The sequence below is a fragment of the Streptomyces sp. NPDC005899 genome (genome assembly GCF_040629645.1).
Classification (GTDB): Bacteria; Actinomycetota; Actinomycetes; order Streptomycetales; family Streptomycetaceae; genus Streptomyces.
In genome coordinates, this window is the sequence record NZ_JBEXWB010000078.1 from 1 (window position 1) to 20,502 (window position 20,502).

The 20,502-nt window shown below is 71.0% G+C and carries 16 protein-coding genes; 8 read left to right on the forward strand and 8 right to left on the reverse strand.

All coding sequences use genetic code 11. From position 1 onward, the window contains the following. Positions 1–67: 67 nt before the first annotated feature. Complete coding sequence (gene secA, locus ABZ371_RS12490) at positions 68–2,896, reverse strand: preprotein translocase subunit SecA (protein ID WP_358677376.1); 2,829 nt, start codon at positions 2,894–2,896, stop codon at positions 68–70. A gap of 240 nt (positions 2,897–3,136) precedes the next feature. Here secA and ABZ371_RS12495 point away from each other — a divergent pair, with 240 nt between their 5' ends. Next, positions 3,137–3,727: a GNAT family N-acetyltransferase gene (locus ABZ371_RS12495; RefSeq protein WP_358677379.1), complete on the forward strand. Its 591-nt coding sequence runs from the start codon at positions 3,137–3,139 to the stop codon at positions 3,725–3,727. A 10-nt stretch (positions 3,728–3,737) separates the two neighbouring features. After that, positions 3,738–4,913, forward strand: coding sequence for a crosslink repair DNA glycosylase YcaQ family protein (locus ABZ371_RS12500; protein WP_358677382.1), 1,176 nt, complete (start codon positions 3,738–3,740; stop codon positions 4,911–4,913). 220 nt (positions 4,914–5,133) lie between these two features. Here the strand turns inward: ABZ371_RS12500 and ABZ371_RS12505 are convergent, their stop codons facing one another. The 7 genes from ABZ371_RS12505 to mtnA all read right to left on the reverse strand — a co-directional run bounded on the left by ABZ371_RS12505 (position 5,134) and on the right by mtnA (position 13,691). Next, entirely contained in the window at positions 5,134–5,898 is a 765-nt protein-coding gene (locus tag ABZ371_RS12505; RefSeq protein ID WP_358677384.1) for a response regulator transcription factor, read from the reverse strand. Between the two features lie 194 nt (positions 5,899–6,092). Further along, positions 6,093–6,782: a ribosome-associated translation inhibitor RaiA gene (gene raiA, locus ABZ371_RS12510; RefSeq protein WP_358677387.1), complete on the reverse strand. Its 690-nt coding sequence runs from the start codon at positions 6,780–6,782 to the stop codon at positions 6,093–6,095. 327 nt (positions 6,783–7,109) lie between these two features. Next, entirely contained in the window at positions 7,110–7,859 is a 750-nt protein-coding gene (locus ABZ371_RS12515; RefSeq protein WP_358677390.1) for a ComF family protein, read from the reverse strand. A 90-nt stretch (positions 7,860–7,949) separates the two neighbouring features. Further along, complete coding sequence (locus tag ABZ371_RS12520) at positions 7,950–9,770, reverse strand: LpqB family beta-propeller domain-containing protein (RefSeq protein WP_358677416.1); 1,821 nt, start codon at positions 9,768–9,770, stop codon at positions 7,950–7,952. Between the two features lie 34 nt (positions 9,771–9,804). After that, complete coding sequence (gene mtrB / locus ABZ371_RS12525; RefSeq protein ID WP_358677392.1) at positions 9,805–11,841, reverse strand: MtrAB system histidine kinase MtrB; 2,037 nt, start codon at positions 11,839–11,841, stop codon at positions 9,805–9,807. 1 nt (position 11,842) lies between these two features. Beyond that, positions 11,843–12,532 carry a two-component system response regulator MtrA gene (gene mtrA, locus ABZ371_RS12530; RefSeq protein ID WP_358677394.1) on the reverse strand — a complete coding sequence of 230 codons (690 nt, stop codon included), beginning with the start codon at positions 12,530–12,532 and terminating at the stop codon, positions 11,843–11,845. A gap of 4 nt (positions 12,533–12,536) precedes the next feature. Then, the gene (gene mtnA, locus ABZ371_RS12535; protein ID WP_358677396.1) at positions 12,537–13,691 is read right to left on the reverse strand and encodes an S-methyl-5-thioribose-1-phosphate isomerase; all 1,155 of its coding nucleotides are present in this window, start codon (positions 13,689–13,691) and stop codon (positions 12,537–12,539) included. A 140-nt stretch (positions 13,692–13,831) separates the two neighbouring features. Here mtnA and ABZ371_RS12540 point away from each other — a divergent pair, with 140 nt between their 5' ends. The 6 genes from ABZ371_RS12540 to ABZ371_RS12565 all read left to right on the forward strand — a co-directional run bounded on the left by ABZ371_RS12540 (position 13,832) and on the right by ABZ371_RS12565 (position 20,280). Next, a complete protein-coding gene (locus ABZ371_RS12540) occupies positions 13,832–15,037 on the forward strand; it encodes a glycerophosphoryl diester phosphodiesterase membrane domain-containing protein (protein ID WP_358677399.1) in 1,206 nt (401 codons plus the stop codon). Between the two features lie 4 nt (positions 15,038–15,041). Beyond that, entirely contained in the window at positions 15,042–15,734 is a 693-nt protein-coding gene (locus tag ABZ371_RS12545) for a DUF4129 domain-containing protein (protein WP_358677402.1), read from the forward strand. After that, the gene (locus ABZ371_RS12550) at positions 15,731–16,978 is read left to right on the forward strand and encodes a DUF4350 domain-containing protein (RefSeq protein ID WP_358677405.1); all 1,248 of its coding nucleotides are present in this window, start codon (positions 15,731–15,733) and stop codon (positions 16,976–16,978) included. Before ABZ371_RS12545 ends, ABZ371_RS12550 begins: the two co-directional genes overlap by 4 nt. Continuing rightward, entirely contained in the window at positions 16,975–17,994 is a 1,020-nt protein-coding gene (locus ABZ371_RS12555) for a MoxR family ATPase (RefSeq protein WP_358677408.1), read from the forward strand. The genes ABZ371_RS12550 and ABZ371_RS12555 overlap by 4 nt, the downstream gene beginning before the upstream one ends. A 10-nt stretch (positions 17,995–18,004) precedes the next feature. After that, on the forward strand, positions 18,005–19,318 hold the full coding sequence (locus ABZ371_RS12560; RefSeq protein WP_358677411.1) for a DUF58 domain-containing protein: 1,314 nt from the start codon (positions 18,005–18,007) through the stop codon (positions 19,316–19,318). Between the two features lie 197 nt (positions 19,319–19,515). Continuing rightward, a complete protein-coding gene (locus ABZ371_RS12565; protein WP_358677414.1) occupies positions 19,516–20,280 on the forward strand; it encodes a methyltransferase domain-containing protein in 765 nt (254 codons plus the stop codon). Positions 20,281–20,502: the final 222 nt, after the last annotated feature.

Below are 20,502 nucleotides of genomic sequence, written 5' to 3' on the forward strand. Positions count from 1 at the left end.
GGTCCCGCGGCACCCTGCGGTGCCCCGGCCCAGGCCGATCAAAACGCTGTGCGCTACTTGCTGTGCGCTACTTCTTGCGGCGACGGCCGCCGCCACCGCTCTTCTGCGCCTTGCGGCGCTCCGCGCGCGTCATCCCGTCACCGTCGGGGCGGCTGCCGTCACCGTCGCCGCTGGCGAAGTCGCCCTCGACGACCCCGCCCTCCCCGTCCACCGTGGGAGCCGAGAAGTGCAGCCGGTCGGGCCGCTGCGGGGCCTCCAGGCCCTTGGCCCGGATCTCCGGACGGCCGCCCGCCGCCACCGGCGCGGCACCCTGCTTCTCCAGGGAGGGCCGCTCCGCGTCCTGCACCGGGACCTCCTCGACCTGCTGCTCCACCTGGACCTCCAGGTTGAACAGGTAGCCGACGGACTCCTCCTTGATGCCCTCCATCATGGCGTTGAACATGTCGAAGCCCTCGCGCTGGTACTCGACCAGCGGGTCCTTCTGCGCCATGGCCCGCAGGCCGATGCCCTCCTGGAGGTAGTCCATCTCGTAGAGGTGCTCGCGCCACTTGCGGTCGAGGACGGACAGCACCACGCGCCGCTCCAGCTCACGCATGATGTCGGAACCGAGCGTCTTCTCGCGCTCCTCGTACTGCTGGTGGATGTCGTCCTTGACGGACTCGGCGATGAAGTCGGCCGTGACACCCGCCAGGTCGCCGGCGGCCTCCTCGAGCTCCTCGACCGTGACCTTCACCGGGTAGAGCTGCTTGAAGGCGCCCCACAGCCGGTCCAGGTCCCACTCCTCGGCGAAGCCCTCGGCCGTCTCCTGACGGATGTAGTCGTCGATCGTGTCGTCCATGAAGTGGCGGATCTGGTCCTGCAGGTCCTCGCCCTCCAGGACCCGCCGCCGCTCGCCGTAGATGACCTCGCGCTGCCGGTTGAGCACCTCGTCGTACTTCAGGACGTTCTTACGCGTCTCGAAGTTCTGCTGCTCGACCTGCGACTGCGCGGACGCGATCGCGCGGGTCACCATCTTGTTCTCGATGGGCACGTCGTCGGGGACGTTCGCCATCGACATGACGCGCTCGACCATCTGCGCCTTGAACAGACGCATGAGGTCGTCACCCAGCGAGAGGTAGAACCGGGACTCGCCCGGGTCGCCCTGGCGGCCGGAACGCCCGCGCAGCTGGTTGTCGATGCGCCGCGACTCGTGCCGCTCGGTGCCGAGCACGTACAGCCCGCCGAGTTCCTTGACCTCTTCGAACTCGGCCTTCACGGCCTGCTCGGCCCTCTCCAGCGCGGCGGGCAGCGCGGCCGCCCACTCCTCGACGTGCTCGACGGGGTCGAGACCGCGCTGCCGCAGCTCCGCCTCCGCGAGGTCGTCCGGGTTGCCGCCGAGCTTGATGTCCGTGCCTCGGCCGGCCATGTTCGTGGCGACCGTGACCGCGCCCTTGCGGCCGGCCTGGGCGACGATCGTCGCCTCCCGGTCGTGCTGCTTGGCGTTGAGGACCTCGTGCTGGACACCGCGCTTGGAGAGCTGCTGCGAGAGGTACTCGGACTTCTCCACCGAGGTCGTGCCGACCAGGATCGGCTGCCCCTTCTCGTGCTTCTCCGCGATGTCGTCGACGACCGCGGCGAACTTCGCGACCTCGGTGCGGTAGATGAGGTCCGACTGGTCGGCCCGGACCATCGGCCGGTTCGTCGGGATCGGGACGACACCCAGCTTGTAGATCTGGTGGAACTCGGCCGCCTCGGTCATCGCCGTACCGGTCATGCCCGACAGCTTGTCGTACAGGCGGAAGAAGTTCTGCAGGGTGATCGTGGCGAGCGTCTGGTTCTCGTCCTTGATGTCCACCCCTTCCTTCGCCTCGATCGCCTGGTGCATGCCCTCGTTGTAACGGCGGCCCGCGAGGATACGGCCGGTGTGCTCGTCGACGATCATGACCTCGCCGTCGATGACGACGTAGTCCTTGTCCTTCTTGAAGAGTTCCTTGGCCTTGATCGCGTTGTTGAGGTAACCGACGAGCGGGGTGTTCACCGACTCGTAGAGGTTGTCGATCCCGAGCCAGTCCTCGACCTTGGAGACACCGGGCTCGTGGATGGCCACGGTCCGCTTCTTCTCGTCGACCTCGTAGTCACCGGTCTCCTCGACGCCCTTCAGCGGATTGCCCGGCTCACCCCTGGTGAGACGCGTGACCAGCTTCGCGAAGTCGCCGTACCACTTGGTGGCCTGGTCGGCGGGGCCGGAGATGATCAGCGGCGTACGCGCCTCGTCGACGAGGATGGAGTCGACCTCGTCCACGATCGCGAAGTTGTGGCCGCGCTGGACGAGCTCCTCCTTGGACCACGCCATGTTGTCGCGGAGGTAGTCGAAGCCGAACTCGTTGTTCGTGCCGTACGTGATGTCGCAGGCGTACTGCTCACGGCGCTGCGCCGGCGTCATGTTGGCGATGATGCAGCCGACCTCGAGACCGAGGAACTTGTGGACGCGCCCCATCATCTCGGAGTCGCGCTCGGCGAGGTAGTCGTTCACCGTGATCAGGTGCACGCCCTTGCCGGACAGCGCGTTGAGGTACGCCGGGAGCGTACCGACGAGGGTCTTGCCCTCACCGGTCTTCATCTCGGCGACGTAACCGAGGTGCAGGGCGGCGCCGCCCATCATCTGGACGTCGTAGTGGCGCTGCCCGAGGACACGCTTCGCGGCCTCACGGACGGTCGCGAATGCTTCGGGAAGCAGGTCGTCCAGGCTCTCGCCGTCCGCGTACCGTTCCTTGTACTCGTCGGTGAGCGCCCGCAGCTCGGCGTCGGAGAGGTTGACGAAGTCCTCTTCGATGGAGCTGACCTGGTCCGCGATGCGGTGCAGTTTGCGCAGGATCTTGCCTTCGCCTGCACGCATGAGCTTGTTGAAGACGGACACTGAGGCTGGTCTCCTTGCCGGTCGGGCCTGGCACTGGGTCGTGTTATGGACTCTGGCGCGGGCACGGCAGGTGGGCCCCACCGCAACGGCCATCGTAAGCGAGGACCCCACCGCGCCGGGAGGGCTGCTACCGCGTCGACCTCGCCGCACCCTCCCTGGACAACGGCCGGGGGGTACGGAAGGTGCCGGGAAGCCGGTAAAGAGGTCGCGTCCCGGGTGGCGGATCACCACAATTCCCGCATGGAACCGATCACCCTCACCACCGAGCGCCTGTTCCTGCGGCCCTTCGGACCCCGGGACACGGACGAGGTGCACACCGCCTGCCAGGACCCGGACATCCAGCGCTGGACCGTGATCCCCTCCCCGTACACCCGCGCCGACGCGGAGGAATTCATCCGCGAGCTCTCCCCCAGGGGCTGGCAGGACGACACGGACTACCACTTCGCCGTGACGGCGCGGGACGGCGGGGCCGTCACCGGCGCGCTCGGCATCCACCGCCGCACCCACCCCGGCACCTACGAGGTGGGCTTCTGGACCGCCCCGGAACACCGCCGCCGGGGCTACACGACGGAGGCGCTACGGGCAGCCGCCCGATGGGCGTTCACCGCCCTCGCCGCGGGCCGGCTCGAGTGGCGGACCGAGACCGGCAACGCACCGTCCCGGGCCGTCGCGCTGCGTGCGGGCTTCCGTATGGAGGGGGAGCAGCGGGCCGCCCTCCTCAACAAGGGGGTACGGCGCGACACCTGGACCGGGGCACTGCTCCCCTCCGACCTCGGACTGCCCGGAGCCCATCCGCATCTGCCGGCGTCCGATGTCGGTGGGGCCCTTTAGGGTTCGGTCCATGACGCCTGTGCCGCAGCCCGTTCTGGAACTCTCCGCCGACCAGGCACGCCGGATAGTCCTGCGCGCGCAGGGCTTCCTGGGGGCGCCGGACCGCCGGGGCGGGGTGCCGGGCGTCCTGCGCCACCTCGGAGCCGTCCAGCTCGACACCATCTCGGTCCTCGCCCGGTCGCACGAGCTCGTTCCGTACGCGCGGCTCGGCGCCGTCGGCCGCCGTGGTGTCGAGGACGCCTACTGGTCGGGGGGCCGGTCGTTCGAGTACTGGTCGCACGCCGCGTGCATCCTGCCGGTCGAGGAGTGGCCGCACTTCGCGTTCCGCCGCCGCGCCTACCGGTCGCGGCCGCAGTGGAACCACGACCTGCCCGCCGGGTCGTACGACACGGTGATCAGGCAGTTGCGCGCCGAGGGTCCGCTGACGGCCACGGAGCTCGGTGGCGCGAAGAACGGCGGTGAGTGGTGGGACTGGTCCGCCTCGAAGGTCGCCGTGGAACGGGCCCTGATGTACGGCGAGGTGGTGTGCACCCAGCGGCGCGGCTGGAAGCGTGTCTACGACCTGGCCGAGCGGGCGATCCCGGACACCCTCCTCCACGACGATCTCGACGACGCGGAGTGCACCCGGCGCCTGGTCGCGCTGGCCGGCCGGTCGCTGGGGGTCGGGACCCGCGCGGACATCGCGGACTACCACCGGCTCAAGGCCGAGCAGTTCGACGCGGTGGTGGCGGACTCCGGCCTGGTGCCGGTGTCGGTCCGCGGGTGGGGCAAGGCAGCCTGGGCGGATCCCCGAGCCCTTGCCTCGGAGCCGCGCGGCCGGCACCGCACGACCCTGCTGTCCCCCTTCGACTCGCTGATCTGGGAGCGGGCCCGTACCGAGCGGATCTTCGCCTTCACCCACCGCCTGGAGGCGTACGTACCCCGGCCGAAGCGCGTGCACGGCTACTTCGCCATGCCACTGCTCGCGGGAGGCAGGCTGCGCGGCCGGGTCGACCCGGCACGTGAGGGCACCACCCTCGTCGCCCGCCAGGTGTCACTGGAGGACGGGAAGGCCGTGACGCCGATGGCGCAGGCTCTGGTGGAGGCGGCGTCCTGGGTCGGCTGCACGGACGTCCGGCTGGAGCGGGTCGACGCCCCTGAGCTGCGGGAACCACTGCGTGCGGAAATCGCTCGCATCGCGGCCTGAGACCCCTCCCGCGGTCCCCGGTGGATCAAGCACGGCCTCGGGAAGCGCTGCCTCACCCAGGGCGTGCGGGGCGTCCGCACATGGGTGCTCGGGCGTCGCTGAGGCGGCGCGGGGCAGGGCGCCGTCGCTGCCCTGGTGCGCCCACCAGGATCCACGGGTCGGTCACGTCCACGGATCGGTGTCACGTCCACGAAGCGGTCACGGCGGCACGGCCACCGCCCTACCCGATCTCGAGGATCTTCTCCCGCATGGCATACACCACGGCCTCCATCCGGGAGTGCAGCTGCAGCTTCTCCAGGATATTGCGGACGTGGTTCTTCACCGTGTTCTCGGAAATGAACAACTCCTTGGCGATGTCACGGTTGTTCATCCCCGTGGCCACCAGCTTGAGCACTTCCAGCTCCCGCTCGGTGAGCCGGGGCGCGGGCACGAGCCGGCGCTCGTCGGTGCGCTGGATCATCGACTTGAACTCGGTGAGCAGTTTCGAGGCCATGGACGGGCTGATCTGGGACTGACCGTCGGCCACCGCCCGAATGGCCGTGGCCACCTCGTCGGTGGAGATCTCCTTGAGGAGGTAGCCGGTGGCGCCCGCCTTGATCGCCTCGTAGAGGTCGGCCTCCTCGTCGCTGATCGTCAACATGATGATCTTCGCGCTGGGAGCCACCTCCTTGATGGAGGTACAGGCCTCGATGCCTCCGCGCTTGGGCATCCGGACATCCATCAGGATGATGTCGGGCAGGAGGTCCGCCGCCTTGTCGACCGCCTCCGCCCCGTCCCCCGCCTCTCCGACGACCTGGATGTCCTCCTCCTGCGCGAGCACGATCTCCAGTCCCCTGCGGAAGAGGGCGTGGTCGTCCACGACGAGGACCCGGATCGGTTCCTTTCCGGAAGCGCCGCCCCCCGCGCCCGGATCCGTACCGGAAGCCGCACCGGGCATGTCGTCGGCAGCGTTCGCCCTGCGCACCGGCCCGAAGGTGTCCGCCATCGTTCCTCCCCCTGAAGGCCACGGCCTGAGGTCACAGGCTGTCCGCCAACGGCGGTCCTGGGAGCACCGTTTGGCTTGGGCCGCCATGATTCCATGCCCCGGCGTACCCGCGGTGACCATCTGGCCGCGTACGGATGCCCCCGGAACGCGCAAACGCTTCCAGGGGCACCTGTACGCACTGCGGATACGTGTGATCAGCCGCCGAGCGCACCGCCCGCGCCGCCTGCCCCGTCGGAGGCCAGCGGGTCGGTCCTCAGGTGGATGACACCGTAGTCGTAGGCGTGCCGCCGGTAGACGACACTGGGCTCCTTGGTCTCGGAGTCGATGAACAAGTAGAAGTCGTGACCGACCAGTTCCATCTCGTAGAGCGCCTGGTCGAGCGTCATGGGCGCGGCGGTGTGCGTCTTCTCGCGCACCACGAGCGGCCCGTCGCCCTGGACCTCGAGCGAGCCGATCCTGGTGGTGGGCACCGACGCCGCGGTCTCCTCGGGGATCAGCTCGCCGTCCCCGTTGAAGGAGGCCGCGTCCGGTACGACCTCTCCCACCTCGGCGGCCGACAGGCGGCCGCTGCCACGCCTGCTGTAACGCTTGTCGTGCTCCTTGCGCAGCCGCGCGTCCAGCTTGTCGGTGGCCAGGTCCAGCGCCGCGTACGGGTCACCCGCCGCCGCCTCCGCCCGGATGACCGGCCCTCGCGAGCGGAGCGTGATCTCCACGCGGGCCGCACGGTCGGCCTGACGGGGGTTCGGCTCCTTGGACACCTCGACGTCCAGGCTCATCACCTTGCCGTCGAACTTCTGGATCTTGTCCAGCTTCAGCTTCTCGGCCACGTGCTTGCGGAACCGCTCGGGCACCTCGGTCTTGCGGCCCTTGACGACGATGTCCACGCAGAACTCCGTTCCCGGATCGCTCCGCTTCAGCGGCGGAGCATCTCCCTTTTGCACCAGGCTCCGGTAAGCGCCGGAGCCGCGGACTCGGTGAATTTCACCTCCTCCTCCCCCTTCGGCGGGGTTTCACCCCACCGACTTCCATGTTCTGGCCTACCGGTGAGTTACCTGCCCGAAAAGTGGTGGTGCATTCTCCGAGGTGCGGCCTTCACCGTCCCTCACCACCGAACATAGCCTGCCCACCGCCGTATCGGCACCCGCTACTCACGCGTACCTCCGATCAGGTCGCTTTCCCCACTCGTCACCTGCAAGGACACAAAAATTCTGTCAGTTCCGGTTTATTTCGAAAGCCGAGGGAGATGCTGCGACAACAGCTGCCCGCAGGGATGCCGGGGAGACCCCAGCGGCCTGACCGGCGGCCTCGGCGGCCCGCCCCGCGCTTCCCACCGAACGGACCGCCCGCGCCGCTTCCGCCAGCGACGCCCCCGTGGTCAGCAGATCGTCCACCAGCCACACCCGGCCGCCTCGGAGCAGGCGCCGGCCACCGGGCGCCACCTCCAGCGCCCCCGCCACATTCACCTGCCGCGCCCGGCCACCGAGCCCCGCCTGGTCGGCCACCACGCGCCGCTGCCTCAACACCGGCAGCACCCGCGCCCCCGTCCCGCCGCGCCGCAAACCGGCCGCTGCCGCCAGCGCGATCCTGCGCGTCGGATCGTGCCCCCGCGCGGCCGTGGCACGCTTCGCCGACGGCACGGGCACCAGGAGCAGGGGCCCCGCGGCGCCCGTCCGCCCCTCCCCGGCCCGCACCGCGGCCGCCAACGCCCGACCGAGCGGACGGGCCAGCCCCAGTGCGCCTCGCTCCTTGTGGGCCAGCAGCATCGCGCGGACCGTGCTCTCGTAGGGCGCGACCGCGTACACGGACGGGAGGCCGGCGGGCAGGGGCGCGGGCCGCACACGGCGCGGCACCGTGGCCAGCACCGCCGCGCACGCTTCGCACAGCTCCGCGCGCGGCCGCCCGCAGCCGGCACAGGCCACGGGCAGGACCAGGCCGCCGATCTCCCGCCACCATGTCCTCATGCGGCCACTGTGCCCCGGACGGCCGGGTGCCGGCGCGGCCTGTGGACAGAGCCTGTGGACAGACGCCGAGGACGAGGCCGCCGCCCCGGCTCAGCCCGGGTAGACGAGCGAGGAACCGTCCTTCAGGACCGTCTGCCAGTTGTCCCCCGGCGACAGCTTCACCATCCCGTCACTCTCGGTGTCCGCCATCAGCGGCAGCTGCTCGTCGTCCGCCGCGGCGACCGCCGTCACCTGGTTCACGCCCGGCAGGACCCCGGACGAGGAGGTGGAACCGTCGGCCTGCACGTAGCGCACCTGCTGCACGCCCCCCTCCTCCCGGCCGACCACCACGAGACGGCTGCGGCCCGACCAGGAGAATGCCGTGACGTCGGCCAGCTGGGGCGCCGCCTGGCGCAGGTCCTCGACGGACGCGCGTTCGGACTCCCCCGAGCCGTGGCGCTCGACACGGCCGATCCGCAGCGTCGTGTGCCCGCGCTCGGTCACCCGCAGGGCGATCCGGACACCGTCGGCCGACATCCGCAGCGCCTCGACGCGCCCACCGCCCAGACCGGGCACCGCCACCTCCTGCGGCGCCCCCTCACCGTCCACCAGGCGCAGCAGCCTCGGACCGGACGGATCGCGGTCGGCGACCCACAGGTCGCCCGTGCCGTCCCAGCTCGGGGCCGAGAGCCGGTCCCCGGCCTTCGCGGCCCGGCTGGTCACGGCCGGGGCGCCCAGCTCGCTCTCCGAGGTCAGGGAGGACACGTAGAGATACTGCCGGTCCGCCGAGACCGCGGCGGCCCGCTGTTCGTCCCGGGCCACACCCACGGCACTCATGGCCACCTGGCCGGAGCCGAGCGGGCCGGTCACCGGTTCCGGCTCACCACTTCCCCTGCTGCTTCCGGGGATCCTCTTGACGTGTCCCTTGTCGTCGACGAAGTACTGGCTGTCCGGGGCCTCGGAACCGCTGTCCGACGCCAGCTCCTCGGCCTCGTCGGCGCCCAGGGAGCACAGCGGGCCGCGCTCACCCTGCAGCTCCACCTGGCCCACCCGGGCCGAGGTCAGGTCCCGCAGGGTGAACAGCACCTGGACCGCCATCATCCGGCAGGCGCCCTGACCGGCCTTGTCGGCCTTCTTGTTGAGCCGCACCCGCAGGACGTTCTGGTCGTCGGGCGCCAGGGCGGTCACATCGCTCCGCAGCGCCGTACCGGCCGGGAAACGCGAGTCGACCACCGGGCGCAACCAGTCCGACGGCCCCTGCAGCAGCGACCGGACCGTCTGCGTCGCCGTGTCCATCCGCGTGACGGGGTCCGTACGGTTCCTGACGTAGACGGGATCGGCGACCAGTGGAGCGTCCCCGTCCGCCCGCCCGCCCGCGAAGTAGTACTTGTTCACCGACCGGTAGAGGCGCTTGAAGTCGGACTGCCCGAGCACCAGGCCGTCCGGTACGACGTCGATGCGCCACTCCTGCTTGCCGTCCGCACCCTTCTGCCGCACCAGGTGCAGCGCCTGCGAGTACTCCGCCGGCGCGAGCGGCCGGTAGGAACTCTGCGCGTCCACCACCGCCACCTGCTCACCCGTGAGCGTGTACGTGGTGCCGGCGGCCTTGCGGTCGACGTCACGGAGCGTCGGCCCGTTGCGATGCGGAGCCTGCGCCAGCACCGTCGTGCCCGCGCTCGGCTTCCAGGTGCGGGCCGCTTCCGCCGTCAGGTAGGTCCGGGTCGTCCGGAAGTCGGGGTCGTCACTCGTCATCGACTCCAGGAAACCGTCGACGATCTCGATGGGCGCCGCGTCCTCCCTCGGAGGCACGGCATACACCTGCACCTGGGAGTCACCCGGCTGCGAGGCACCGACCCCCTTGACGTCACCGGTGACGGGCATGGCCCCGCAGCCCGCGAGTACCACGGCGCCGCAGCCGAGCAGCGCGGACATCCGCACCGCCCGTCGGCGGACGCCCCGACGGCGGTCAGTGTCCACGAGTCGAGTCCTCCTGCTCCGGGTCCTGCGTCTCCTGGCCGGGGCCCCCGGCCGGCCGTTCCCCGCCCGTACGCGCCACCACGCGGGAGCCGTTGCCGGGCAGGGCCGCCGGATCGACGGACGCGCAGGCCGCACGTTGTGCCGCGGGGCCGTGCGCCGGAGCGGGCAGCCGCGGACGCGAGGCCGAACCACTCTGGGTCGGCACGGACATCAGCCGGTGCTCGGCCGCCGCCGGTGCCGCCTCCGCACGCTCACGGTTCTCCCGGTTGCGCCGGGAGTCCTCGGGTTCGAGGGGTATGGGGGATCCGCGCAGCGGCTCGTCCGCCGTCCGCGGCAGCGTCAGTCGGAACTGCGAGCCGCCCCCGGGCTCTCCCCACGCCTGCAACCAGCCGCCGTGCAGCCGCGCGTCCTCGACCGCGATCGACAGGCCCAGCCCGGTGCCGCCGGTGGTGCGGGCGCGCGCGGGATCCGCCCGCCAGAAGCGGTTGAAGACCCGGGTGGCCTCACCTGGCTTCAGTCCCACCCCGTAGTCACGGACCGCGACGGACACAGCTCCTTGGGCCACCCCCAGCCGTACGACGACGTCACGGCCCTCGCCGTGCTCCACGGCGTTGACGACGAGGTTGCGCAGGACCCGCTCGACGCGGCGCGCGTCGGCCTCCGCGACCACGGGCTGCTCGTCACCCACGACCCGGATGCGACTGCCCTTGCGTTCCGCGAGCGGCTCGGCGCCGCCGATGACCCGGCGTACGACCGTGCGCAGGTCTATCGGCTCGGCCTCGAGCGCCGCGGCGCCGGCGTCGAACCTGCTGATCTCCAGGAGGTCGGACAGGAGAGACTCGAACCGGTCCAGCTGGTCCCCGAGGAGCTCCGCGGACCGGGCGGTGACGGGATCGAAGTCGACACGTGCCTCGTGGATGACGTCGGCGGCCATCCGCACGGTCGTCAACGGTGTACGCAGCTCATGACTGACGTCGGAGACGAAGCGCCTCTGCATCCGCGAGAGCTCCTCCAGCTGCTGGATCTTCAGCTGGAGGTTCTGCGCCATCTTGTTGAACGCCTCACCGAGACGGGCGATGTCGTCCTCACCGGTGACCTTCATCCGCTCCTGCAGCCGGCCCGCCGAGAGCCGCTCGGCGATCCCCGCCGCCATCCGCACGGGAGTGACGACCTGGCGCACCACGAACCACGCGATGGCGCCGAGCAGCACGACGACGAAGAGACCGGCCGTGGCCAGCGTCGTCGTGACGAGGGTCAGCGACTTCTCCTCCTGCGTCAGCGGGAAGAGGTAGTACAGCTCGTACGGATTGTGGTCGATGTCGTAGAGCCGCTTGCCCACGACGAGCCCGGGCTGCGGGTCCTTCCCGTAGGAATAGCGGATCAGGGAGTACGTCTGGAACGCCCCGGGGCCCTTGCCCACCGCCTCCCTCAGGCGCTGCGGAACGCTGGACGCCTCCACGCTCCCCGAACCACGCGGTGCGCGGCTCGTGGCGCTCTGTCCCACGGAGTCGGCGCTGAGGGCCACGACGTTGAAGGCGTTCGTCCCGCCGCTGGCGAGCTGGTCGACCAGCTCGGTGCGCCAGGAGGTGCTGGCCATCATGCCGTCGGCCCCCTCCTCGCCCCGGGCACCCGGGACGAGCGGCGCGTTGGCGTTCGCCTGGGCGGCCGCGAAGCCGCCGGCCGCCTGCATCTGCGCGGCCTTGCCCTTCGCGTCGAGCAGGCCGTTCCTGACCTGCCCGATCACGACGAACCCCAGCAGCAGCACCACGCCGATCGACATCAGCAGAGTGCCCGCGACCACGCGCAGCTGCAGGTTCCGCCGCCACAGACGGGCCGCGGGCAGCAGCGGGCGGCGGATCCACCGCAGCAGCAGCCGCGGCACGGGGCCACCGGGCGACCGGTCGTGGAACAACCGGCCGCCGGCCAGGGACCGGCGGAGCCGGGAGAGCCTCCGCGACGGACCGGCAGCCCGCTCCGTACGGACTCCCGGCCCCCCGGGTTTCGGAGCAGCGCTGCCCAGGGTCATGTCAGCTCGGTCCGGCCTTGTAACCGACACCGCGCACGGTCACGACGATCTCCGGCCGCTCCGGGTCCTTCTCGACCTTGGAGCGCAGCCGCTGGACGTGCACGTTCACCAGACGGGTGTCGGCGGCGTGGCGGTAACCCCATACCTGCTCGAGCAGGACCTCACGGGTGAAGACCTGCCAGGGCTTGCGGGCGAGAGCGACCAGCAGGTCGAACTCCAGCGGGGTGAGGGCGATGGACTGCCCTTCCCGCTTCACCGAGTGACCGGCCACGTCGATGACCAGGTCACCGATGGCCAACTGCTCCGGCGCCGGCTCCTCGGACCTCCGCAGACGTGCCCTGATGCGGGCGACCAACTCCTTCGGTTTGAACGGCTTGACCATGTAGTCGTCGGCCCCGGACTCCAGACCCACCACCACGTCGACCGTGTCGCTCTTGGCAGTGAGCATGACGATCGGCACACCCGACTCGGCCCTGATCAGCCTGCAGACCTCGATGCCGTCCCGTCCGGGCAGCATGAGATCCAGCAGCACCAGGTCCGGCTTGGCCTCACGAAATGCAGCCAGTGCCTTGTCGCCGTCCGCTACGAACGACGGCTCGAAACCTTCTCCCCGCAACACAATGCCGAGCATCTCGGCCAGTGCGGTGTCGTCGTCGACGACAAGGACGCGTCCCTTCATAAACGACATCATCCCATTAGCTAATCGTTACCTGCGATGACCTGGCACACAGCTCTGCCAGTCCGACCCCCGTGACCGGGGAAATGACGCCCTCCTCCGTGACGATCGCCGTGACCAGTTCGGGCGGCGTGATGTCGAACGCGGGGTTGTAGGCCGGGGCTCCCTGGGGTGCCACGGCCGGATCCGACCCCCGGACCGCATCACTTCCGGGACCGGCGATCCGCGCCGGTGTGAACTGCGTCACCTCGGCTGCGGAGCGCTGCTCCACCACGATCGACGCCCCGTCCGCCGACCCCGGATCGACGGTCGTGGTCGGCGCGACGACGATGAAGGGCACGTGGTGGTACTTCGCGAGCACCGCCAGCGGATAACTCCCCACCTTGTTGGCCACCGAGCCGTCCGCGGCGATGCAATCCGCCCCGATGAGTACGCCATCCACCTCACCCGCGGCAAACAGCGAACCCGCCGCACTGTCCGTGAGCAAGGTGTACGGCATCCCGTTGCGAGCCGCTTCGTACGCCGTCAGCCGCGCGCCCTGCAGGAGCGGACGCGTCTCGTCCACCCACAACCGCCTCAGACTGCCCTCCCGGTGCGCCTCGAGAGCCACGGCGAAGGCCGTGCCCTCGCCACCGGACACGAGCGCTCCGGTGTTGCAGTGGGTGAGCAGCCTATGCCCACCCCCCGGCAGCAGCTCCCCCAGCAACCGCAGACCGTGCCGCGCCATGCGCCGACTCGCCTCCGCGTCCTCCTGGTGCAGGGCCCGCGCCTCGGCCAGCGCCGCCGCGGCGGCCGCTTCCCGGTCCGCGCCCTCCCCGGCTCGCGCCGCGTACGCCCCCGCGACCCGGCGCGCCCCGTAACCGAGGTTCACCGCCGTGGGACGGGCCTGCTCCAAGGCGTGCGCGGCCTCTGCCACGTCATCGCCCCGGGCGGCCGCCAGCGCCACCCCGTAGCCGCCGGCTATACCCAGCAGAGGAGCCCCCCGCACCGCCAGCGTCCGGATCGCCCCGACCAGCGCGGGCACGTCCGCGCACACCAGCTCCACCTCCGCCGAGGGCAGCCACCTCTGGTCGAGGAGGACCACCGCAGGGCGTCCCGGAGCCTCCTGCCAGCGCAGTACGGGAAGAGCCGCGGATTCTATATCCGCCGTCGGTCGCGCATCCTGATCAGCCATCTGCCCAGTCTGCCCGCTGCACCGCCCGCGCACGAAGGCGAGAACGGGATACGGCGCCCGGTCCGCACCGCCGCCGCCCGTGGCACGATGGCTGACAACCTGCCGCCCCGATGAGCGGACAGGACCGTGAAGGAGCGACGATGAACGACTCTCCGGGCTGGGCCTCGCCCGGATCCGCCCCCTCCGACGGCCAGGAGACAGGCATCCCCAGGCCCTCCTCGCCCGTCGACGGAAGCGGCCCTGTTGGCCAGTGGTCTCCTGAGCAGCCCCGCCCCGGGCAGTGGTCGCCTCCGAATCCTCCCGCCGACGGGCCCGGCGCACCCCCGCCCCCACCGGGCTGGGGCGGCATGCCCCCGGGGGGCGGGTGGGGCGGACCTCCCCTGGCCGCGAAGCCGGGCGTCATCCCGCTCCGCCCGCTGGGCGTCGGTGAGATCCTCGACGGCGCCGTCTCCACGATGCGCAGCCACTGGCGCACCGTGCTGGGCGTCAGCCTCACGGTCTCCGTGATCACCGAGGTCGTGGTTCTGCTCGTACAGCGCTACCTCATGCCCGAGCCGACTTCGGTCGATCCGGACGCCGTGGGCGCCGAGGCCCTGAGGCAGGCCACCGAATCGATGCAGTCGCAGCTGGTCTCCAGCGCTCCGGCCGCGCTCCTCGCGATGATCGCGACACTGTTCACCACGTCGGTCCTCACCGTGGTCGTCAGCCGGTCCGTCCTGGGCCGCACCGTGACGCTCTCCGAGGCCTTCTCCGAAGCCCGCCCCCGGCTCCTTCCGCTTCTCGGGCTGACGCTGCTGCTGAGCCTGCTGAGTGCCGCGATCATGGCGGTCGGCCTGCTGCCCGGAATGCTCCTCGGTGGCGACGCGGGGATCGCGCTTGCCGCAGTCGGCTTCGTCGCCGCCTGCGTCATCGCCCTCTGGCTGATGGTCCGCTTCACGCTCGCCGCCCCGGCGCTGATGCTGGAGCGACAGCCCGTCCTCACCTCGCTGCGCAGGTCCGCCAAGCTGGTCAGGGGCAGCTGGTGGCGGATCTTCGGCATCCTGGCCCTCACCTACCTGCTGGTGATCGTCGTGACCTTGATCATCGCCGTCCCGTTCGGCATCGTCGCCGTGACCGTGGACAGTGACGGCCTGAGCGAGTTCCTCAGCAACGACTCCCCGGACTTCGGCTGGCCCTTCCTCGTCATCACCGGCATCGGCGAGGTGATCGTCTCGACGCTGACCTACCCCTTCACCGCCGGAGTGATCGCCCTGCTCTACATCGACCGGCGCATCCGCCGCGAGGCCCTCGACCTCGAACTCGCGCGGGCAGCGGGCGTGCCCGGTTACGACACCCCCAGGAGCTGATGCGGTGACGGGGGCGGGGGGCGCCACAGGAACGACAAGGCCGATCCGGGCAGGCGACGACATACCCGTGGACGTCTCACGCGTCCCCGCCCGCGAAGCCGCACAGCACGAACTGTCCGATCCGAAGTACCACGAACACGATCCGAACCTCCTCCAGCGCGGCATCGACCGGTTCTGGGAATGGGTCGGCGACCTCCTCGACGGCGCCGCCGGATCCGCCCCCGGCGGGCCGCTGGGCCTCGTCGTCATCGCCCTGTGCCTGACCGGCCTGGGCGCCGCCCTGTGGTGGCGCCTCGGCACACCGAGGCGCACGGTGTTCCAGGGACGGAGCGTGCTCGGCGACGGGACGCGGAGCGCCGAGGAACACCGAGCGGCAGCGGAGGAACACGCCGCCGCGCACCGGTGGAGCCAAGCCGTCCAGGAACGCATGCGCGCCCTCGTGCGGTCCCTGGAGGACCGGACGGTGCTCGACCCCCGGCCCGGCCGCACGGCGGACGAGGCCGCCACCGACGCGGGCCGGCTCCTCCCCGGACACGCGGGTCCCCTACGCGCCGCCGCCCGCGTGTTCGACGACGTCACATACGGTGGCCGCACCGCCGACGAGGCCGCGTACGCGAGACTCCGCGCCCTCGACCAGGATCTCGTGGAGGCGGCGCCCTTGCTGTCACCGGGCCCGGCCCGGGGGACTGCCCGATGACGCTGACCGCCGTCGCGCCCGACGGCACCTCGACGGCCCGGACGCCCCGCCAGGTCTGGCGCCGCGCCCGGGGTCTCCTGGTCGCCCTCCTCGTTCTCGTCATCGCCGGCGTCACCTTCGCCGCGGTCCGTACCGGAGGCCAGCACGGGCGGCTCGATCCCCGGTCCGCCGACCGGTACGGCAGCCGGGCCGTGGCGGAACTCCTCGGAGACCGCGGCATCACCGTGCGCGTCGTCACCACCCTTGACGAGGCGACCCGCGCGGCAGGACCCGGTACCACCCTCCTCGTCGCCGGGCCCGACGTCCTCACCCCGCACCAGCAGCGGCGCCTCCATGCAGCGGCCCACGGCTCCGCCGGCCGCACCGTCCTGGTCGCCGCCGGCCGTCCGTCCGTGACCACCCTCGCCCCCGGCGTGCAGACGCGGCCGTCCGTCCCGGTGACCGCACGGCCGCCGGGGTGCGACTCCTCCGCCGCTCTGGGGGCGGGTACAGCCGACATGGGCGGTGTCCGTTACCGCTCGGACCTGGCGGGCTCGACCGGCTGTTACCGGGCCGACGGCCTTCCCACCCTCCTCATGCTTCCGGGCCCCCGGACCGGTGACACCGTCCTGCTGGGCTCCCCCGACATCCTGTACAACGACCGCCTCGACCAGCAGGGCAACGCCTCGCTCGCCCTGCAACTCCTCGGATCCCGGTCCCATCTGGTCTGGTACCTCCCCTCGCTCGACGATCCCTCCGCATCCGCCCACGACACGGCGGACGGGCACCCTGACGACACCGACGGCGGTGGTGGTGAAGGCTCCGAGGGCGAGACCGGATTTCTCGCCCTCATTCCCTCGGGCTGGCTCTGGGGCGCGCTTCAACTCGGCCTCGCAGCCCTGCTCGCCGCCGTCTGGCGGGGCCGGCGCCTGGGGCCCCTGGTCACCGAACGGCTTCCCGTCGCCATCCGGGCCTCGGAAGCCACCGAGGGCCGGGCCCGGCTGTACCGCAAGACCGGTGCCCGCGCCCGCGCCTCCGCCGCACTGCGTTCCGCGGCCCGCACCCGGATCGCCCTCCTCCTGGGCGTGGCCGCCCGGGACAGCCATTCCCCCGCCGTTCTCCTGCCGGCGGTCGCCGCACGCCTCGGCACCCCGCACGGCAGCCTGCACCCCCTCCTCTTCGGCCCGGCTCCGGCCGACGACGCCGCCCTCCTACTCCTGACCGACCAACTCGACGCCCTCGAAAGAGAGGTACGCACCTCATGAGCGCCCCGACCCCGGAGCCCTTCGCGCCTGCGGTGACCCCGGAGGCCCTGCCCGCCTCCGCGGACTCCGACAACGCCCGCGCATCCCTCGAAGCCCTGCGCTCCGAGATCGCCAAGGCCGTCGTCGGCCAGGACCCGGCCGTCACCGGGCTCGTCGTGGCGTTGCTCTGCCGGGGCCATGTCCTGCTCGAGGGCGTGCCAGGAGTCGCCAAGACGCTGCTGGTCCGCGCGCTCGCCGCCTCCCTGGAACTGGACACGAAGCGTGTCCAGTTCACCCCCGACCTGATGCCGAGCGATGTCACCGGCTCTCTCGTCTACGACACCCGATCCGCCGAGTTCTCCTTCCAGCCCGGGCCTGTGTTCACCAATCTCCTCCTGGCCGACGAGATCAACCGGACCCCGCCGAAGACCCAGTCGTCGCTCCTGGAAGCGATGGAGGAGCGCCAGGTGACCGTGGACGGAATTCCGCGCCCACTGCCCGACCCGTTCCTCGTCGCTGCCACCCAGAATCCGGTGGAGTACGAGGGCACCTACCCCCTGCCCGAGGCCCAGTTGGACCGCTTCCTCCTCAAACTGACGGTCCCCCTCCCGTCACGCGAGGACGAGATCAACGTCCTCACCCGCCACGCGGACGGATTCGACCCGCGTGACCTCGACGCCGCCGGCATACGGCCGGTGGCCGGCCCTGCCGAACTGGAAGCGGCACGAGCCGCTGTGGCCAAGACCTCGGTGTCCCCCGAGATAGCCGCCTATGTAGTGGATATCTGCCGTGCCACGCGTGAATCCCCCTCACTCGCCCTCGGGGTCTCCCCCCGAGGAGCAACCGCCCTGCTCTCCACCGCGCGCGCCTGGGCCTGGCTCACCGGCCGGGACTACGTCACCCCGGACGATGTGAAAGCCCTGGCTCTGCCCGCCCTCCGCCACCGCGTACAGCTGCGGCCCGAGGCGGAGATGGAGGGGGTCACCCCCGACTCCGTCATCACCTCGGTGCTCGCTCACGTGCCCGTCCCCCGATGAGGCGGTGACCATGGCCCTCACCGGACGGACCGCACTGCTGGCTGCTCTGGGGTCGCTCCCCGTAGGTCTTCTGGCCCCGAGCTGGACAGGCATGCTCGCGGTCAACGCCCCCCTCTCCCTGGCGATTCTCTGCGACTACGCCCTGGCCGCACCAGTGCGAACGCTGCACTTCACCCGATCTGGTGATACATCCGTTCGACTCGGTGACACTGCACAGGTGCACCTGACGGTGACGAACCCGTCCCGCCGCCGCCTGCGCGCATATCTCCGTGACGCGTGGCCGCCCAGCAGCTGGACGGGAGAGGCGGAACAAGCCGCGTCACGGCACGAGCTGAGTGTGCCGGGAGGCGAACGCCGGCGCGTCAGCACCCTCCTGCGGCCCTCTCGGCGTGGTGACCGCCGGGCCGAGCGCGTCACCGTCCGTTCCTTCGGACCGATGCGGCTGGCGGCCCGTCAGGGCAGTCATGTCGTCCCCTGGACGGTCAGGGTCCTGCCTCCCTTCACCAGCCGTAAGCACCTGCCGTCGCGGATCGCCCGGCTCCGCGAACTCGACGGGCGCACCAGCGCCCTGACACGGGGACAAGGCACCGAGTTCGACAGCCTGCGTGACTATGTGCCGGGCGACGACACCCGTTCCATCGACTGGCGGGCCACGGCCCGCCGTTCCGAGGTCGCCGTCCGTACCTGGCGTCCGGAGCGGGACCGCCACATCATCATCGTCCTCGACACCGGCCGTACGTCGGCGGGCCGGGTGGGCGACGTTCCGCGTCTGGACGCGGCCATGGACGCCACGCTGCTCCTCACGGCACTCGCCTCCCGCGCGGGTGACCGGGTGAACCTGCTGGCCTACGACCGCCGTGTCCGCGCCCAGGTCCGGGGGAGAGCCGCCACGGGCGACGTCCTCGCAGCTGTGGTCGAAGCCCTGGCGCCCCTTGAGCCCGAACTGGTGGAGACCGATGCCCGGGGTCTCTGCACGGCCGCGCTGGCGAGTGCGCCTCGCGGCTCACTCATCGTGCTGCTGACGAGCCTGGACGCCGCCCCCGTCGAGGAGGGGCTGCTCCCCGTCCTTCCGCAGCTCACTCATCGCCATACGGTAGTGGTGGCCGCGGTGGCAGATCCGCAGGTGGAGCACATGGCCGAGGCGCGGGGCTCCGTCGATGCGACATATGGCGCGGCTGCCGCCACGCAGACTCGGGCCCAACGCCGGCGGACGGCGGATCGCCTGCGCCGCCACGGAGTGGTGGTGGTCGACGCCCCGCCCGACTCTGTGGCGCCCGCCCTCGCCGACGCCTATCTCGCGTTGAAGGCGACCGGCCGACTCTAGGTCGCGTCTCTTCGCCCAGCTGCTCGTTGTTCTGGCCATGCTCAGCAGGGGGGATCGGGCTGACGGCGAGTGGGCGGTCCTGGAGCCACCGCACCGAAGCGCAACAACCGTTGCGGTCCCCCACGTGAACCAAGCGCCGACGCGGGAAGGCCAAAACGGGTTGCGACCGGGCATACGATCGGCTTGGGTGCGTGCTCGTGACTGCCTTGAACGCTCTCGTACGTCCGGACCGCTATCCCCGCTCCTCCCGGTACGACCCCGCCTGGCTGCTCGACCTCGACATGGGGCCGAACCCCCTGTGGCTGCTGGAGGACCTCGCCCACGATCTCGACCTGCGCCCGGGCATGCGGGTTCTCGACCTCGGCTCCGGCAAGGGCGCCACGTCGGTGTTCCTGGCCCGCGAGTACGGAGTCGACGTCGTCGCGGCCGACCTGTGGATCGCGCCCGAACAGGCGGCACAGGTTTTCGCCGAGGCGGGTGTCGGCGACCGGGTGGAGGCCGCGCGAGCGGAGGCGCACGCCCTGCCGTTCAAGGAGGAGAGCTTCGACGCGATCGTCAGCGTGGACGCCTTCGAGTACTTCGGTACGGCGGACAACTTCCTGCCCTACTTGCTGCGCTTCCTCCGGCCCGGGGGACAGCTGGGCGTGGCGACTCCCGCGATGACACGCGAGATCCGTGAGCTCGGGATGATCCCGCCGCACATCAAGGAAGTGGTCGGCTGGGAAGCGATCGCCTGGCACACGGCGGAGTGGTGGCGGTTCCAGTGGGACATCACCGAGCTGGTGGAGGTCACTTCCGCGCGGCTGCAGCAGGACGCCTGGGAGGACTGGCTGCTGTGGGCCCGAGCCGGCGCTGAGCACCATCCCGACGGCCAGAGAACGAACCAGCCCGTTATCGACATGCTCACCACGGACCGTGGAGAGTTCCTCTCCTTCGCCCTGGTAACCGCACATAAGAACTGAGCACACGCCACGTCGACGTTCTGTCTCTCCGATCGTGATCGGAGAGACAGAACCTGGTTCCGGCCCGGTGGTCTGCCTGTCCGCCGTCACCGGGCGAGCTGCGGCCGACGCCTCGAATCGCCCGGCTGTGAACGCAGAAAAGCCCCGTGCCACAAGGGCACGGGGCTTTCCCGGAATAATTGTTCGGCGGCGTCCTACTCTCCCACAGGGTCCCCCCTGCAG